Origin of the sequence: Holdemanella porci, assembly GCF_019052655.1 — a bacterium.
Taxonomy (GTDB): domain Bacteria; phylum Bacillota_I; class Bacilli_A; order Erysipelotrichales; family Erysipelotrichaceae; genus Holdemanella; species Holdemanella hominis.
Genome location: NZ_JAHQVB010000052.1, coordinates 1 through 15,793, shown reverse-complemented (window position 1 = coordinate 15,793; position 15,793 = coordinate 1). Strand labels below are relative to the sequence as shown.

General features: G+C 36.4%; 18 protein-coding genes, 1 riboswitch and 1 other annotated feature. Of the genes, 2 read left to right on the top strand and 16 right to left on the bottom strand.

The window, feature by feature from the left end:
- Positions 1 to 157: 157 nt before the first annotated feature.
- From tuf to rpsL, 4 genes are all read right to left on the bottom strand, one after another.
- Positions 158 to 1,342, bottom strand: a complete 1,185-nt coding sequence (gene tuf / locus KTQ83_RS09160) for an elongation factor Tu (RefSeq protein ID WP_003866301.1) — start codon at positions 1,340 to 1,342, stop codon at positions 158 to 160.
- Positions 1,343 to 1,414: 72 nt separating this feature from the next.
- A complete protein-coding gene (gene fusA, locus KTQ83_RS09155) occupies positions 1,415 to 3,511 on the bottom strand; it encodes an elongation factor G (protein ID WP_117926329.1) in 2,097 nt (698 codons plus the stop codon).
- Between the two features lie 18 nt (positions 3,512 to 3,529).
- Positions 3,530 to 4,000, bottom strand: coding sequence for a 30S ribosomal protein S7 (gene rpsG, locus KTQ83_RS09150; RefSeq protein WP_003866299.1), 471 nt, complete (start codon positions 3,998 to 4,000; stop codon positions 3,530 to 3,532).
- Between the two features lie 25 nt (positions 4,001 to 4,025).
- Positions 4,026 to 4,439, bottom strand: a complete 414-nt coding sequence (gene rpsL / locus KTQ83_RS09145) for a 30S ribosomal protein S12 (RefSeq protein WP_117573318.1) — start codon at positions 4,437 to 4,439, stop codon at positions 4,026 to 4,028.
- Between the two features lie 222 nt (positions 4,440 to 4,661).
- Here rpsL and KTQ83_RS09140 point away from each other — a divergent pair, with 222 nt between their 5' ends.
- Positions 4,662 to 5,465, top strand: coding sequence for an HAD family hydrolase (locus KTQ83_RS09140; RefSeq protein ID WP_217256594.1), 804 nt, complete (start codon positions 4,662 to 4,664; stop codon positions 5,463 to 5,465).
- A gap of 142 nt (positions 5,466 to 5,607) precedes the next feature.
- Here the strand turns inward: KTQ83_RS09140 and rplL are convergent, their stop codons facing one another.
- The 7 genes from rplL to KTQ83_RS09105 all read right to left on the bottom strand — a co-directional run bounded on the left by rplL (position 5,608) and on the right by KTQ83_RS09105 (position 8,824).
- Positions 5,608 to 5,976, bottom strand: a complete 369-nt coding sequence (gene rplL / locus KTQ83_RS09135) for a 50S ribosomal protein L7/L12 (protein WP_217256593.1) — start codon at positions 5,974 to 5,976, stop codon at positions 5,608 to 5,610.
- A 22-nt stretch (positions 5,977 to 5,998) separates the two neighbouring features.
- Entirely contained in the window at positions 5,999 to 6,538 is a 540-nt protein-coding gene (rplJ, locus tag KTQ83_RS09130; RefSeq protein WP_117573312.1) for a 50S ribosomal protein L10, read from the bottom strand.
- Positions 6,539 to 6,570: 32 nt separating this feature from the next.
- Positions 6,571 to 6,690: a sequence feature (ribosomal protein L10 leader region), on the bottom strand.
- 30 nt (positions 6,691 to 6,720) lie between these two features.
- Positions 6,721 to 7,407, bottom strand: a complete 687-nt coding sequence (gene rplA / locus KTQ83_RS09125; protein WP_117926323.1) for a 50S ribosomal protein L1 — start codon at positions 7,405 to 7,407, stop codon at positions 6,721 to 6,723.
- A gap of 14 nt (positions 7,408 to 7,421) precedes the next feature.
- Complete coding sequence (gene rplK / locus KTQ83_RS09120) at positions 7,422 to 7,841, bottom strand: 50S ribosomal protein L11 (protein WP_003866292.1); 420 nt, start codon at positions 7,839 to 7,841, stop codon at positions 7,422 to 7,424.
- A gap of 143 nt (positions 7,842 to 7,984) precedes the next feature.
- The gene (locus KTQ83_RS09115; RefSeq protein ID WP_217256592.1) at positions 7,985 to 8,221 is read right to left on the bottom strand and encodes a hypothetical protein; all 237 of its coding nucleotides are present in this window, start codon (positions 8,219 to 8,221) and stop codon (positions 7,985 to 7,987) included.
- A complete protein-coding gene (locus KTQ83_RS09110; protein WP_217256591.1) occupies positions 8,208 to 8,606 on the bottom strand; it encodes a hypothetical protein in 399 nt (132 codons plus the stop codon). Before KTQ83_RS09110 ends, KTQ83_RS09115 begins: the two co-directional genes overlap by 14 nt.
- A 2-nt stretch (positions 8,607 to 8,608) precedes the next feature.
- Positions 8,609 to 8,824 (bottom strand): MerR family DNA-binding protein, encoded by a 216-nt coding sequence (locus KTQ83_RS09105; protein ID WP_186998893.1) that lies wholly within the window; start codon positions 8,822 to 8,824, stop codon positions 8,609 to 8,611.
- A gap of 309 nt (positions 8,825 to 9,133) precedes the next feature.
- Between KTQ83_RS09105 and KTQ83_RS09100 the strand changes: the two genes are divergently transcribed.
- Positions 9,134 to 9,946, top strand: a complete 813-nt coding sequence (locus tag KTQ83_RS09100; protein ID WP_117926319.1) for a choline kinase family protein — start codon at positions 9,134 to 9,136, stop codon at positions 9,944 to 9,946.
- Here KTQ83_RS09100 and KTQ83_RS09095 read toward each other — a convergent pair.
- The 5 genes from KTQ83_RS09095 to KTQ83_RS09075 all read right to left on the bottom strand — a co-directional run bounded on the left by KTQ83_RS09095 (position 9,943) and on the right by KTQ83_RS09075 (position 15,329).
- Entirely contained in the window at positions 9,943 to 10,482 is a 540-nt protein-coding gene (locus tag KTQ83_RS09095) for a nucleotidyltransferase family protein (RefSeq protein WP_117926317.1), read from the bottom strand. The two genes, KTQ83_RS09100 and KTQ83_RS09095, sit on opposite strands and share 4 nt — an antisense overlap.
- Entirely contained in the window at positions 10,475 to 12,751 is a 2,277-nt protein-coding gene (locus KTQ83_RS09090; RefSeq protein WP_186998894.1) for a xanthine dehydrogenase family protein molybdopterin-binding subunit, read from the bottom strand. Before KTQ83_RS09090 ends, KTQ83_RS09095 begins: the two co-directional genes overlap by 8 nt.
- Positions 12,744 to 13,205: a (2Fe-2S)-binding protein gene (locus KTQ83_RS09085; protein WP_186998895.1), complete on the bottom strand. Its 462-nt coding sequence runs from the start codon at positions 13,203 to 13,205 to the stop codon at positions 12,744 to 12,746. The genes KTQ83_RS09090 and KTQ83_RS09085 overlap by 8 nt, the downstream gene beginning before the upstream one ends.
- Positions 13,195 to 13,944 carry an FAD binding domain-containing protein gene (locus tag KTQ83_RS09080; protein WP_217256590.1) on the bottom strand — a complete coding sequence of 250 codons (750 nt, stop codon included), beginning with the start codon at positions 13,942 to 13,944 and terminating at the stop codon, positions 13,195 to 13,197. Before KTQ83_RS09080 ends, KTQ83_RS09085 begins: the two co-directional genes overlap by 11 nt.
- 77 nt (positions 13,945 to 14,021) lie before the next feature.
- Positions 14,022 to 15,329 carry a uracil-xanthine permease family protein gene (locus KTQ83_RS09075; RefSeq protein ID WP_117926308.1) on the bottom strand — a complete coding sequence of 436 codons (1,308 nt, stop codon included), beginning with the start codon at positions 15,327 to 15,329 and terminating at the stop codon, positions 14,022 to 14,024.
- A 57-nt stretch (positions 15,330 to 15,386) separates the two neighbouring features.
- Positions 15,387 to 15,488, bottom strand: a riboswitch (purine riboswitch).
- Positions 15,489 to 15,793 lie beyond the last annotated feature (305 nt).

Here is a 15,793-nt window from a genome sequence, read left to right as displayed (position 1 = left end):
GCTATTACGATAGTCCTTTTTGTCGTTCCTCATAATCAACAAATTGTGACAATTCTACAGTTTTTCACATTCCACATTTCCCTGTTCCGAAACCAAAATCTTAATATATAAAAAAGACCGATACAAATGTATCAGTCTTTAATTTAAATAAGTTTAATTAAGCGTCAATTTCAGTAACGTTACCAGCACCTACAGTGTGTCCACCTTCACGGATAGAGAACTTAGTACCAGTTTCGATAGCGATTGGAGCGATCAATTCAACGTTCATAACAACGTTGTCACCAGGCATTACCATATCAGTTCCTTCTGGCAATGTGATTACACCTGTAACGTCAGTTGTACGGAAGTAGAATTGAGGACGGTAGTTAGAAACGAATGGAGTGTGACGTCCACCTTCTTCTTTAGTTAAAACATAAACTTGTGCTTTAAATTTAGTGTGAGGGTGTACACTTCCAGGTTTAGCTAATACTTGTCCACGTTGGATTTGGTCACGTGCAATACCACGTAACAATGCACCAATGTTGTCACCTGCTTCAGCAACGTCTAATTGTTTGTGGAACATTTCCAAACCAGTTAATACTGTTTTTTGAGTATCTTTGATACCAACGATTTCAACTTCGTCGTTTAAGTGAGCTTGACCACGTTCAACACGTCCTGTAGCTACTGTACCACGACCAGAAATTGTCATAACGTCTTCGATTGCCATCAAGAATGGTTTATCCATTTCACGAGCTGGATCTGGAATCCAAGTATCAACAGCATCCATCAATTCGTAGATTGATTCTTCATATTTAGCATCTCCTTGAAGAGCTTGTAATGCAGAACCACGGATAACTGGAGTTTCGTCTCCGTCGAATCCGTATTCGTTTAATAATTCACGAACTTCCATTTCTACTAAGTCAATTAATTCTTCATCGTCAACCATATCACATTTGTTTAAGTAAACAACGATATATTTAACACCTACCTGACGTGCTAACAAGATGTGTTCACGTGTTTGAGGCATAGGTCCATCAGATGCAGCAACTACTAAGATTGCTCCATCCATCTGAGCAGCACCAGTGATCATGTTTTTTACATAATCGGCGTGGCCTGGACAGTCAACGTGTGCATAGTGACGTTTTTCTGTTTGGTATTCAACGTGTGCAGTGTTGATAGTGATTCCACGTTCTTTTTCTTCTGGAGCACCATCGATTTGGTCATAAGCTTCAGCTTTAGCCATACCTTTTTTAGCTAATACTGTTGTAATAGCTGCTGTTAATGTTGTTTTACCGTGGTCAACGTGACCGATAGTACCAATATTAACGTGAGTTTTACTTCTGTCAAATTTTTCCTTAGCCATTTATAATTTCCTCCTAAATGCTAACATATTTCATACAATAAATATTGTATTTCAGAACCAAACGAAAATCAACTAGTTTTCGTTTGAATTCTCTTTAATAATTTTTTCTGCAATACTCTTTGGAACTTCTGAGTAGTGGTCGAACTTCATAGAGTAGTTTCCACGTCCCTGAGTAAAGCTACGTAAGTCTGTAACATATCCGAACATTTCTGATAATGGAACATGTGCACGAACGATTACTGCATTTCCACGTTCTTCCTGTTCAGTGATTTGTCCACGACGACTTGAAACGTCACCCATAACGCTACCTAAGTATTCACTTGGTGCAGTTACTTCTACGAACATAATTGGTTCTAGAATAGCAGGTTTACATTTCTTTCCTGCTTCTTTCAATGCCATACTAGCGGCAATCTTATAAGCCATTTCACTAGAGTCGACATCGTGGTATGATCCATCAAATAATGTAGCTTTGATATCGATTACTGGGTAACCTGCAATCATACCATTTTCCAATGCTGCTTCCAAACCTTCTTGAGTTGGTTTGATATATTCTCTAGGTACGCTACCTCCAACGATAGCATCAACGAATTCAAATCCTTTCCCTTCGTTTGGTTCGAATTTGATCCATACGTGACCATATTGTCCACGACCACCTGACTGACGGATATATTTTCCTTCACAATCAGCAGCCTGACGAATTGTTTCACGGTAAGCAACTTGTGGTTGTCCAACATTTGCTTCAACTTTAAATTCACGACGTAAACGGTCAACAATGATATCCAAGTGAAGTTCACCTACACCGGCAATGATTGTTTGTCCTGTTTCTTCGTTTGTATATGTTTTGAAAGTAGGGTCTTCTTCTGCAAGTTTTGCAAGAGCCAATCCCATTTTGTCTTGGTCAGCTTTAGTTTTTGGTTCCAAAGACAATTCGATTACTGGTTCAGGGAATTCCATAGATTCAAGGATGATTGGATGATCTTCATCACACAATGTATCACCTGTTGTAGTAACCTTTAAGCCAACAGCAGCAGCGATATCACCTGAATAAACTTCAGTGATTTCTTTACGTGCATTGGCGTGCATCTGAACGATACGTCCGAAACGTTCTTTTTTATCTTTAGTTGAGTTTAATACATAGCTTCCTGCTGTAGCAGTACCTGAATAAACACGGAAGAAAGATAATTTTCCAACGAATGGGTCTGTAGCGATTTTAAATGCTAATGCTGAGAATGGTTGATCATCACCAGGGTGACGAACATCTGGTTCTCCATCTAATGTAGTACCCTTAATTGAAGGTACATCTAATGGACTTGGTAAGTAATCTACTACTGCATCCAATACTAATTGAACACCTTTGTTCTTATATGCAGATCCACATAATACTGGGAAGAAGTCACCATTACATACAGCAATACGTAATACACGTTTGATTTCTTCGATTGAAGGTTCTTCACCTTCTAATACTTGCATCATGAAATCTTCATCATAATCTGCTAAATAATCTAATAATTTAGCACGGTATTCTTCCATAAGATCTACCATATCTTCTGGAACTGGGATTTCAGTAATTACACGACCGAAATCTCCACTGAAGCTATAAGCTTTTCTCTTGATAATATCAATGATAGCTTCGAAGTCTGATTCAGCACCAATTGGTAACTGAATTGGACAAGATTTAGCCCCTAAACGATCGATGATTGTATTGCATGACATTAAGAAGTCAGCACCTGTAGCATCCATTTTGTTACAGAATACAATACGTGGAACGTTATATTCAGTAGCTTGACGCCAAACTGTTTCAGTCTGAGGTTCTACACCTGCTTTGGCATCTAATACTGTTACGGCACCATCTAATACACGTAAACTACGTTCAACTTCTACTGTAAAGTCTACGTGGCCTGGTGTATCGATGATATTGATACGGCATTCTTTACCAGTTCCGTCTGTCTTTTTCCAGTGAGCTGTTGTAGCAGCAGAAGTGATAGTGATACCACGTTCTTGTTCTTGCTCCATCCAGTCCATTGTACTAGCTCCATCGTGTGTTTCACCAATCTTGTGGTTTACACCAGAGTAGTAAAGAATACGTTCTGTTGTTGTTGTTTTTCCGGCATCGATGTGAGCCATGATACCGATGTTACGAGTTTCGTGTAAAGCATATTCTCTAGCCATATTTCTTTACTCCTTCTCTTACCAACGGTAGTGAGCATAAGCCTTGTTAGCTTCTGCCATTTTGTGAGTGTCTTCACGTTTTTTAACACTGGCACCAGTTCCATTAGAAGCATCGATAATTTCAGCTGCTAATCTCTGTTCCATTGTTTTTTCGTTACGTAAACGTGCGTAGTTTACGATCCAACGAAGTCCTAAAGTCAAACGACGTTCGTCGCTTACTTCAACTGGTACTTGGTAGTTGGCTCCACCTACACGTCTAACTTTCAATTCCAATTGAGGCATAACGTTTTCTAAAGCTTGTTCGAAAACCTCCATTGGTGCTTTTCCTGTTTTTACTTCTACGATTTCAAACGCGTTGTACAAAATTGTTTGTGCAACCCCTTTTTTACCATCAATCATGATTTTGTTGATCAAACGAGTAACCAACTTAGAGTTATAAATTGGGTCGACTAGTACGTCACGTTTCGCAATGTGTCCTTTTCTAGGCATCTAATTTCCTCCTTTCACGATTGATCTATTTCTTAGGTCTTTTTGTTCCGTATAATGAACGAGATTGTTTACGGTCATTTACACCAGCACAGTCCAAAGTTCCACGAACGATGTGGTAACGAACACCTGGTAAGTCTTTAACACGTCCACCACGAATCAATACAACACTGTGTTCCTGTAAGTTGTGTCCGATACCTGGAATGTAAGCTGTAACTTCCATACCATTACTTAAACGAACACGCGCATATTTACGAAGTGCTGAGTTTGGTTTCTTAGGTGTCATAGTACCAACACGAGTACAAACTCCACGTTTTTGTGGACTTGATTGGTTTGTTGGTTTAGACTGCAATGAGTTGTAACCACGGTTCAAAGCTGGAGACTTTGAAACGTTTTGACTGGCCTTACGACCTTTACGAATCAACTGGTTGATTGTAGGCATAAGATCCTCCTTTCAAAATTTTCAATTTCCAAGCAAACGAAGCCGGGTGGGTCTTGCCCATCCATTAAATATAGGCTCTTTTCAGAACCTATTTTCGCATGCAATACTAAGATACAGTATTCGGCATGATTTGTCAATTCTTTTTTGTTGATTTTTTATAAAAATTTTTTACGCATTCTCCATTCATTAAAGTATAATATAGACAAGAATAGAGGTATGTTTATGAAACACAAAATTGTATTTTTCGACATGGACGGAACACTTTACCAAACCGAAAATGACGTTATTCAAGAAAGCGCATTAGACGCTATACAGACACTAAAAGATAAAGGATATATTGTCTGTGCGGCAACTGGCCGTCCCTTAAATCAAATGAAACTTATATTACAACGCGTTCAATTTGATTATTATGTATTGATTAACGGAAGCTACATTCTAGACAAAGATTTTCAAGAAATCGGAAGCTATCCAATCTTACAAGATAATGTGAATGACTTAGTCAATTTCAGCAAAAAACATGAAACAGGTCTAATGTTTCACTTTGGAGATGCCACATACATTTACAACAACTTTTACCCAATGTATTACTTTTGTAAATACTGCAACGTACTAGATTCACTATTCTACGACCCTAGTCAGTCCTATCATTTAAGACACAAAGCCTTTAATGCCGTAGTTCTTACTAAAGATAAAAAATTAGTTGACCAATTTATGGAAGCTCATCCAAGCCTAAGAAACGATTTAATTAACGTTAAAACCGATGGATTCTGCTTCGATATCTTCAATGCTGATAATGATAAATCAAAAGGCATTGAAATGATTCTTGAAAAAACAGGATTCTCATGGAAAGATACCATCTGTTTTGGAGATAGCACAAATGATATCCATATGTTAAAAAAAGCAGATATTGGTGTTGCGATGGGAAATGCGAGTGACTTTGTAAAAAGCTATGCTAATTTTACCACAACATCTACATACGATAACGGAATCTATAACGCAGTCACAAAAATATTAAAAGACGAATAAACATATATAAAAGGCATTATCGTAATTAGAATGATGTCTTTTTTAGTATCATAATAGCATCATTTAAGTACATACTCATTAAACAAAAAGAAAAAAAGCCTTTATCTAAAGACAAAGGCTTTAATAACAAATTAAGCTTAAATTACTTAATTTCTACAGTAGCTCCAGCAGCAACTAATTTTTCTTTAATTGATTCTGCTTCTTCTGGAGATACATTTTCTTTAATAGCAGCTGGAACACCATCTACTAATTTCTTAGCATCAACTAATCCTAAACCAGTGATTTCACGTACGGCTTTGATTACAGCAACTTTTGTTGCACCAACATCAGCCAATGTAACAGTTACTTCGCTAGGTCCTGCAGCTTCTTCAGCAGCAGCAGCTGGAGCAGCAACAGCAGCAGCTGCTACTACACCAAATTTTTCTTCGATTGCACTTACTAAGTCGTTTAATTCTAAAATTGTTGCTTCTTCTAAATAAGAAAGAATTTCTTCTTGAGTTAATTTAGCCATTTTATTTTCCTCCTATAATTAATTACGCAGCAGCTTCTTCAGTAGCTGGTGCTTCTTCTGTTTTTACAGATCCGTTTTCTTTAGCTTCTGCCAATGCTTTAACAGTCATAGCAAATTTGATAACTGGAGCATTTAAGCAAGATGCGAATTTAGCCAACATACCTTCTTTATTAGGTAATGCAGACAATTTTTGGATAGTAGCTTCATCTACCATAGCTCCATCCACGATACCAGTTTTTAATACCAATGCTTCATGTTTTTTAGCAAATTTAGCTAATACACGAGCAGGAGCAACTGGATCTTTACCAAATGCCAATGCGTTAGGTCCAACTAAAGTTTTTGCGAAATCTTCGTGACCTAATTTTTCAGCTGCACGACGAGCAATTGCGTTACGGTAAACTTTGAATTCAACGTCTTCTTCACGCAAAGCACGACGAAGTTCTGTTACTTCCTTTACTGATAATCCACGGTATTCTACTAATACAACACTACTAGCAGCTTCCATTTTTTCAGATAAGGCGATAACATCAGCTTCCTTTTGTGCAAGGATGTCTTTGTTCATTCGATCCACCTCTTCTTTCATCTATTGTAACAATATTCAAAAGAAAAGCCCGCATCAAAGACGGGCTAATTGTGCAAAGTCAATGCATCATACCCTCGGTAACATTATTAAGCATACGCCGTTACTGTCTTTGGAATATTGATAACAATCTGTAGTTTAATTTATTTTACTAGATTTGTCAATTACTTAACGATTTCAACGTGGATTCCAGGACCCATTGTTGTTGAAACAACTAAGTTTTTCATGTATGCACCTTTTACAGTTGCAGGACGAGCCTTAGCAATTGTGTTGAAGATTGCATTGAAGTTTTCAACTAAAGCTTCATCAGTAAAACTTGTTTTACCGATAGCTAAGTTGATGTTTCCTTCTTTGTCTACACGGTAAGTAACTTTACCTTTTTTAATTTCATCAATAGCCTTAGCAACATCCATTGTTACTGTACCAGTCTTAGGGTTTGGCATTAATCCTTTAGGACCTAAAACACGTCCTAAACGTCCTAATTGACCCATCATATCTGGAGTAGCTACTAATACGTCAAAATCGAACCAACCTTTAGAGATTTTTTCGATAATATCTGCACCACCAACGAAATCAGCACCAGCAGCCTGAGCTTCTTTTTCTTTTTCACCTTGTGCAACTACACAAACGCGTTGTGTTTTACCAGTTCCATTAGGTAATACCATTGCCCCACGAATTTGTTGATCAGCGTGACGAGGGTCTACGTTTAAACGGAAACTTACTTCAACACTTGCGTCGAATTTTGTTTTACTAGTTTCTTTAGCTAATTTAACAGCTTCTTCAATTGAATAAGTCTTTGAACGATCAACCAATTTAGCTGCTTCAGCATATCTCTTACTTACTTTTGCCATTATTGATGTTCCTCCTATTCAAATCCTTCAACCTTGATACCCATGTTACGTGCAGTACCAGCAACAATACGCATTGCAGCTTCTACATCATTGGCATTCAAGTCTGGCATTTTGTACTCAGCAATTTCTTTTAATTGGTCAACTGTAATTGTACCAGCAACTACTTTTTGATCTCCACTTGCTTTTTGTACGTTTGCTGCTTTTTTCAACAAGTTAGCAGCAGGTGTTGTTTTCAATACGAAATCAAAACTCTTATCTTCATAAGCAGTAATGACAACCGGAACAATATCACCTTTACGATCTTTTGTTGCATCATTGAAAGCTGTACAGAACTGAGGCATGTTGATACCAGCACTTGCTAATGCTGGACCTGGTTTAGCTCCACCAGCTTGGAACTGCAACTTACAAACTTTTGTAACTTTTTTCTTGCTCATAAGACGTTCCTCCTATATTTTGTCCTATGCTGTGGTAATACGAACAGTTACGCATTCTCCCACGCATGCCTTTTTACTATACACCACTATAATCTGTGATGCAAGACCATTTTAAAAAAATTAGAGAAAATCATTAATTCTTTCTAATCATTCACACCCTCCTTCATACGAAGAATTGATTTTTTAAACTTATCCATCTTCTTCTGCACTCTTTCATCATCATGATCATATACTTCACTTCTCAAATCCGATTGGAATTCATAAATATCCGAACTTGCATCACTCCACACATCGTAATCTTCCGTATCATATGCATCTTTAATAATTCCATCATAATAGATATCATACATATCCTTACCCGCATCTTCATATATATTCATAGATTCCGCTCAAATCTTTGTATTTCACTTTATATGATACATCCTCATTCATAATCAATTCAGCATACTTATAAGCATATTTCCTCAATCGAATGGACAACAACTCTGTCTGTTTTAAAGCATCATCATAATACGATTTTACCTTATCTACTTTTTTCGTATATACATCAAAATCCGTTATTTTTTCACTCAAAGCATCCCTTTCACTCTCTAACTTTGTCTTTGTGGCCTCAACATCCTTGATTGCCATTTCCTCTATTTTATCTATCGTAGAAGCAGATACCTCAATTACATTCACTTTTCGTTCTGCATCATTTTTGTCAACAGGTGTACTTGTACAACCTCTAAGAATCAAACACAATCCTAAACACACTAACTTTTTCATTATTATTCACTCTTCTTTCCAAACTCATCTATTACATCTTCTAAACAACAAGGTAACTCTCCAATTATCTGAACTATATTCAATAAATTTTTTTCGCTTTGTAAATCCTCACATTTCTTATCCAACTCGCCCAACTTTCTTTGGCTCAGTTCCTTTAAATTTTCCTCACTCAAAATTTCTTTAACTTCATCCAAACTAAACCCTAAACTCGCCAACATTCTTATATCCCATAATTATCTCAACCCTTCTTCATTCTTTGAAATCACTCCCTTCTTTTCATATCTACGAATCATATTTCTTGTGATTCCCATATGTTCTTCGATTCACTTCACCTTATACTTCATTGCACAATACTCCTTTTTCAATTTACAGCCTTGTTCTTAGAACAACGCAAGCCAAAAAAGTTATTTCTTCGTTCCTTCTTCCAAACTTTTTTGCCATAAAAGAGCTTGTAAATTTCGCGAATCAAAAAAAAGCGATACACCGACCGCATTGAGTTTAAAGAATAATAATGTTAATATATCCACATGAACTTAAATACATGGATAGAAGAAAAATTTAACGCAACAAACTACACACTCGAAAAAACAGATAAAGGCATTAGTAACCACAACTATTTATTAACAATCAACGACAATAAATATATGGTACGCGTACCAAAGAAGAATCATGAATCTCTTGGTTTGCAGCATGAACACGAAAAGGAGATTTTGCCACTTGTTTCTGATTTAGATGTACCTGTTATTTTATTCGATGAAAAATCAGGTATCAAAGTAACAACTTATATTGAAGATGTAGAAACATTTGATGAATGTAAAGACAAAGACAAATTCGCAAGATGTGCAAATTTAATGAAATCTCTTCATACTAAAAAAGCTCCTTTGTTTATTTTCAACCCTTTTGGAAAGATTGAATTCTATAAATCTCAAATCAAAGAATGTATCGTATCTTTTCCAAATGAAGAAAACTTTTTAGAAGCATTAAAAAAAGAATATAAACCAAACACACTATGCCATAACGACTTTGTGCAAGGAAATATTCTTTACAGTGATACAAAAGACTATTTGATTGACTATGAATATGCCGCAAAAAACGATTATCGCTTTGATATCGCCAGCTTCTTTTCAGAAAACAACATCCATTATATTGATCAAAGAGACCAATTCTATCAAGCCTATTTTGATGGAGACATCGACCCAATGATTGATGTTCAAGTGCAAGCATTTGAAAGAATGGAAGACATCCTTTGGGGATATTGGGCAAATATGCTTTATGAACAAAGAGGCGAACAAATCTATTTTGACATCGCAAAAGACAAAGAAAAACATTACAGAGGCTAAATAGTCTCTGTTTTTTCATCTATATCCATAAATTCTTCTTCCGATAAAGAAACCGTCAAATACGTATCATCACCAATGATTTGTTTTGCCCCTTTATCATTACACAATTGTTTTGCCCTATCATAATACATTTTTGGGAGCAACATAGGATTACATAAAATGCCATTATACTCACAAATCACGATATGTTTTCCATCTTGAATTGAAACCATTTCCTTTAACGTATCGAATTTTAAATATGGCATATCCGCAACCATCAGTATGCATGCATTATTTTGACAAGCGCCCACACCTAACGCGATAGAATGCCCTTGCCCATATTCAGGATGATCATTCATAACAACATGATATCCTAATGACTCAGCCATTTCTTTTATCTTTTCATATTGTGTGACTACTATCACATCTAAAAAAGCACTTGCCTTATCAAAAGCATATTCAATAAGTTTCTTACCATGAAATTCGTACAAAAGTTTATTTGAAACAAAGCGTCTGGAAAAACCAGACGCTAAGATAATCAAAGAAATATTATTCATCTTCTTTTCCTAATAACACTTTTTCAGCAGTAATAGGCAAAGTACGAACCTGCACTCCCGTCGCATGTTTTATAGCACTAGCAATTGCACTAGTTGGTGTATTAATAACAACTTCACCAATGGATTTAGCACCAAATGGACCATTGTCTTCATAACTGCTTTCAAATTCAACGCGAACGCTTGGAACATCCACTCTTGTTGGCAACTTATACTGCAAGAAGTTACGATTACGCATCTTACCCTCATTTGAGTACGTGATATCCTCACTCAATGCCATACCAATACCTTGTACAATACCACCTTCAGCTTGTACTCTGGCAAGATTGGGATTGATAACTGTACCACAATCAACTACAGAAACATAATCATGAACCTTGATTTCACCCGTTAACTTATCTACATCTACTTCGGCAATACCAACCATAAATGGAGGTGGACTTGTAGGTGACATGTGGGAGTCACTGGCAATCAACGCTTTGGCGATACCACCATTGAAACATGTATCCGCAAAATCAGCCAAACTCATTTCATGCGTATGATCTAATGTATAGATTTTCTTACCATCAAATTCAATATCTTCTTTATCCACATCAAAGAATCCGGCTGCCGCTTCTAAAATAGAATTTCTTAACTTTTCACAAGCCTTTACTACAGCCATACCCGTTACATACGTTGTACTTGATGCATAAGAACCCGTATCATATGGTGCATGATCTGTATCCAATGAACTAGTAACAACTTGATCTACATCACAATCCATACATTCCGCAACCATTTGAGCAAGAATCGTATCGCATCCTGTACCCATATCTGTAGCACCGATACTTAATGTATAGAAACCATCATCCTGCAGTTTAATTTCAACAGAACCTACATCAAGACCCGAAATACCACTACCTTGCATAGATAAAGAAACACCTAATCCACGAACAAAATCACCCATATCACGTCTTAAAGGTTTATTCTTGTAGTCAATCATTTCCATCGCTTTTTCTAAACAACGATCCAACGCACACGCATTCAATTCTTCATTATAATATTGCGATAACACTTCATTTTCACGTGTCATATTTTTAAAACGGATTTCACAAGGATCCATATTCAATTCATCAGCCAATTCATTAATAATGGATTCAACCGCAAACTGTCCCTGTGTAGCCCCATATCCTCTATAGGCACCTGCTCGCATTGTATTTGTATAAACTACATCATATGTAAAACGACTGGCTTTAACATGGTTATATAAAGGCAAAGATTTATGTCCTGCCAAACCAATTGTAGTTGGACCATGCTCTCCATAAGCTCCTTGATTTGATAATGTATATAAATCTATAGCTTCAATCGTACCATCTTTTGTAGCACCAATGCGAACATGCATCTTCATTTCATGTCTTGAGTTACTGGCCGCAAAAGTTTCTTCACGAGTATAAACAATCTTACTTGGCTTTTTAAGTTTCCATGTGACAAATGCCGTGAAGATTTCACAACAAGCCGTTTGTTTAGCCCCAAATCCTCCACCAATTCTTGGCTTGACCACATTGATTTTTGACTTTGGAATTTCTAAAGCATTACTTAAAATTCTTCGAACATGGAAAGGAATCTGTGTAGAACTTACACAATTTAAACGACCATATGTATCAATGTAACAATATGAACGCATAGTTTCCATCATTGCCTGGGCATTGGCCTTTGTATGATAATCTCTTTCTAAGACCACTTCACAATCCTTTAATACTGCATCCACATCACCAACAACACTTTCTCCGCTGCTGACAATATTACGCTTTACGTCATTACCAATCTCACAAAGACACTTATAATCATCTTCCTCATGAACCACAATTGCATTATCAATAGACTTTTCAAAATTTAACAACGGTTCTAATACTTCATAATCTACTTTGATAGCTTTCAAAGCACGATCTACACAATCCTCGTTAGTTCCTGCAACGATTGCGACTTCATCACCTACATAACGAACTACATTTTCTAAGATTCTACGATCATATGGACTTGGTTCAGGATAAGATTGTCCTGCAAGAGTAAAACGAGACGTTGGAACATCCTCATACGTATACACTGCTTCAATTCCAGGAATTCTTTTCGCAATGGAAGTATCAATACTTCTAATTTTTGCGTATGCATGTGGACTTCTTAAAAGCTTAATAATCAAACAATCCTTAGGTGCTAAATCATCACAATATACAGGTTGCCCTGTAACTAAAGCCATCGCATCCTTTTTGATGACACCTTTTCCTACACTATTCATGATTTTCACCTCGACTTAAATACGCCTTGATTGCACGCATCTGCGACATATATCCAGAACAACGGCATAAATTTCCGGCTAAATAAGCACGAATTTCATCATCACTTGGATTCACTAATTCTTTTTCCATTGCCAAAACATTCATAATAAATCCTGGCGAACAGAAACCACATTGTTCAGCGCCTTGTTTAGCCATAAACATACCGAATTCACCCGCTTCTTTTTGAAGTCCTTCAAGCGTCGTAATTTCACGACCATCGCATCGAACTGTCAATGTACTACAAGAAAGAATTGGCGTTCCATCTCTTAACACTGTACATAATCCACAGTTTGCGGTATCACACCCTCTTTTTACACTGTAACAACCACGGTCTCTTAGCCAGTCAAGCAATAAAGTTTGTGGCTGTACATCATCCTGAATCAATTTTCCATTCACTTTAATTTTAACCAACATAAGACTCTACCTTTCTCAATAACTTCTGAGTTAATCCCTCAACAAGTTTTTTTCTATATTCCTTGCTTCCGCGCATATTGTCTGCACAATATACATCTAAATCAATATGATCTAAATCACAATTATAAACTTTCGCAATGGCTGGTCTTGCACCAAAACAGAATCGGTAGTGGTCTGCATACTTTGTACAAGATGCATTTAAAACACTTAAATCCGTAGCACTCCTTCTTACAGAAACAAAGGCACTCAGCAAATTTGTCTTCTTCACATAAATATATTCCACAATATCCTTTTCATATGGAAGACTCACAAATTCTTCAAGTGAAATACGCCCATGTTTATGTGTTTGTACATCACACTCTAAACATAATAAGCTACAGATGACATCACTAAAACTAAAACGCGAATATATACTTCCTCCAACTGTTGCCAAGTTTCTTAATTGTACACCGACAATATCTTTTACAGCATCTCTAAATACATAACAAGTTGCCTCATTGAAAGCTTGATGCGTTTCTAATTGCCGCAAAGTTACCATAGCACCAATTTTGAATTCTGCATCATCTTCTTCAATTTGATCCAAGCCTAATTTGCTTAAATCAATAGCGGTCGGAATCTGAATGTCTTCCATCTTCAACCAGATCATACCGCCTAGAATCATATTCTTTTTATTTTTCGTTAGTAGCGCATACGCCTCATCTAAAGATTCTGGCGATGCATAATTCATTATTCTTAACATAATGGATACGCTCTCTTTCTTTACTAAAATTTTAACACAAAAAGAAAGTGTTAAACACAATGTTTAACACCGATTTGTTAGTCTTTTTTACCAGGCAAAATTAAATTTAATACGGTTGCGATCACAAACGTCATAATAATTCCGTTTTGTGCAAAAATATTTCCAACCCAACTTGGTAATTGTGCTAGAACTGTAGGTACTTGTCCAATACCAATTCCAAGACCGATTGCCAAGGCAATAATCAAAGTGTTTCTTTCATTGAATTCAACACGCATCAATGATTGAATACCACTTACCAAAATACTCGCAAACATAATAACGGCAGCTCCACCAAGTACAGATTGAGGCATAACCGCAAATAAAGCACTTAATTTTGGGCAGAAACCGCAAAGAATCAAGAAGATAGCTCCTGTCATAATTGTAAAACGGTTAACAACTTTAGTCACTGAAACCAAACCAACATTTTGAGAGAATGAAGTATTTGGCAAAACTCCAAACAATGAGGCAACAACAGAACCTAAACCATCTGCCAAAACGCCGCCTTGTAATTCTTCAGAAGTTGCTTCACGATCTAAACCACCATTTGTGATACCAGAAACATCTCCGACTGTTTCAACTGTTGTCGCAATAAACATAATTCCCATCGCAATAATTACTTCCAAATTAAATTCCATCTTCACTGGCATAAAAGTTGGAAGTGCAATCCAAGAAGCGGTTTGAACTTGCGTAAAATCAACCATTCCTAACACAATGGCCAAGATATATCCGGCAATAATACCGATCAAAATCGAAGCATTATTCACAAAACCTTTAATTTGTTTGGCGATAATAATTACCAAAATAACAAATGTACCAACCAATAAATGTTTAGGATCCCCAAAATCAACAGCACCACTACCTCCACCAAAATAATTGATACCAACAGGAAGTAATGATAAACCAATGGAAATGATAACTAAGCTAGTAACAACTGGTGGGAATAATTTTCTTAATGGTTTGATGAAGAAACCTAACACCATCTCAAATAAACCACCAATTAAACTTGCTCCCATCAATGCACCATAACCATATAGAGCACCCATTGCTTTGGCAGTTCCAATAAATCCTGAACTAGTACCCATAACGATTGGAAGTTTAGCTCCCACTTTCCACACTGGATATAACTGAACTAAAGTAACAGCTCCTGCAATAAACATCGCATTTTGAATCAATGCAGATTTTAAATCCGGTGATAATCCAAGCATTCCTGCAATAATCAATAATGGACTGATATTTCCAAGAAACATCGCCAATACGTGTTGGATTCCTAAAGGCAATGCCTCTTTTAAAGGTACAACACCATCAAGTTCATATATCGAACCTTTTTTTACATCTTCTTTTCTCATTCTTTTCCTCCGAAAATAAAAAAGTCTCGTACAAAAACGAGAATCAACGCGACACAATAAAAAAGTAGGTTGATTCATAGTCCCTGAATTTACGGTTTAGGGGTAGAAACATCGACACCGTATTAGTCGATATATACGAAACACGTTAGGATTATATCATTAATTAAACAAAAAAAATAGGACAAATCGTCCTATTTCAGATTGTTGACAAAAGCCTATACCTTTTCGTAAGGAAATAGGCTTTTTATTGTATATAGGCAATTTTCGAAATAAAATTGTCTTTTTTTGTATATTTTGAAGGATATATTGAATTTTTTGATGGCTTTCTTCTATATTTTCCTCTCCAAAGGAACATTTTCTTCAGATTATGGCACGCAAAAATCAACCAAGCATTCTGTTGGTTTTTCTACAAGCCTTTTAACCTTGTGAAACGTAGTCCATTGTTTTCTTTACAGTCCGCAAAT

What these genes read in the sequence shown, in the direction of transcription:
- tuf (WP_003866301.1), bottom strand. Translation starts at nt 1,342, where the DNA reads ATGGCTAAGGAAAAATTTGACAGAAGTAAAACTCACGTTAATATTGGT.
- fusA (WP_117926329.1), bottom strand. Translation starts at nt 3,511, where the DNA reads ATGGCTAGAGAATATGCTTTACACGAAACTCGTAACATCGGTATCATG.
- rpsG (WP_003866299.1), bottom strand. Translation starts at nt 4,000, where the DNA reads ATGCCTAGAAAAGGACACATTGCGAAACGTGACGTACTAGTCGACCCA.
- rpsL (WP_117573318.1), bottom strand. Translation starts at nt 4,439, where the DNA reads ATGCCTACAATCAACCAGTTGATTCGTAAAGGTCGTAAGGCCAGTCAA.
- KTQ83_RS09140 (WP_217256594.1), top strand. Translation starts at nt 4,662, where the DNA reads ATGAAACACAAAATTGTATTTTTCGACATGGACGGAACACTTTACCAA.
- rplL (WP_217256593.1), bottom strand. Translation starts at nt 5,976, where the DNA reads ATGGCTAAATTAACTCAAGAAGAAATTCTTTCTTATTTAGAAGAAGCA.
- rplJ (WP_117573312.1), bottom strand. Translation starts at nt 6,538, where the DNA reads ATGAACAAAGACATCCTTGCACAAAAGGAAGCTGATGTTATCGCCTTA.
- rplA (WP_117926323.1), bottom strand. Translation starts at nt 7,407, where the DNA reads ATGGCAAAAGTAAGTAAGAGATATGCTGAAGCAGCTAAATTGGTTGAT.
- rplK (WP_003866292.1), bottom strand. Translation starts at nt 7,841, where the DNA reads ATGAGCAAGAAAAAAGTTACAAAAGTTTGTAAGTTGCAGTTCCAAGCT.
- KTQ83_RS09115 (WP_217256592.1), bottom strand. Translation starts at nt 8,221, where the DNA reads ATGAATATATATGAAGATGCGGGTAAGGATATGTATGATATCTATTAT.
- KTQ83_RS09110 (WP_217256591.1), bottom strand. Translation starts at nt 8,606, where the DNA reads ATGAAAAAGTTAGTGTGTTTAGGATTGTGTTTGATTCTTAGAGGTTGT.
- KTQ83_RS09105 (WP_186998893.1), bottom strand. Translation starts at nt 8,824, where the DNA reads ATGTTGGCGAGTTTAGGGTTTAGTTTGGATGAAGTTAAAGAAATTTTG.
- KTQ83_RS09100 (WP_117926319.1), top strand. Translation starts at nt 9,134, where the DNA reads ATGAACTTAAATACATGGATAGAAGAAAAATTTAACGCAACAAACTAC.
- KTQ83_RS09095 (WP_117926317.1), bottom strand. Translation starts at nt 10,482, where the DNA reads ATGAATAATATTTCTTTGATTATCTTAGCGTCTGGTTTTTCCAGACGC.
- KTQ83_RS09090 (WP_186998894.1), bottom strand. Translation starts at nt 12,751, where the DNA reads ATGAATAGTGTAGGAAAAGGTGTCATCAAAAAGGATGCGATGGCTTTA.
- KTQ83_RS09085 (WP_186998895.1), bottom strand. Translation starts at nt 13,205, where the DNA reads ATGTTGGTTAAAATTAAAGTGAATGGAAAATTGATTCAGGATGATGTA.
- KTQ83_RS09080 (WP_217256590.1), bottom strand. Translation starts at nt 13,944, where the DNA reads ATGTTAAGAATAATGAATTATGCATCGCCAGAATCTTTAGATGAGGCG.
- KTQ83_RS09075 (WP_117926308.1), bottom strand. Translation starts at nt 15,329, where the DNA reads ATGAGAAAAGAAGATGTAAAAAAAGGTTCGATATATGAACTTGATGGT.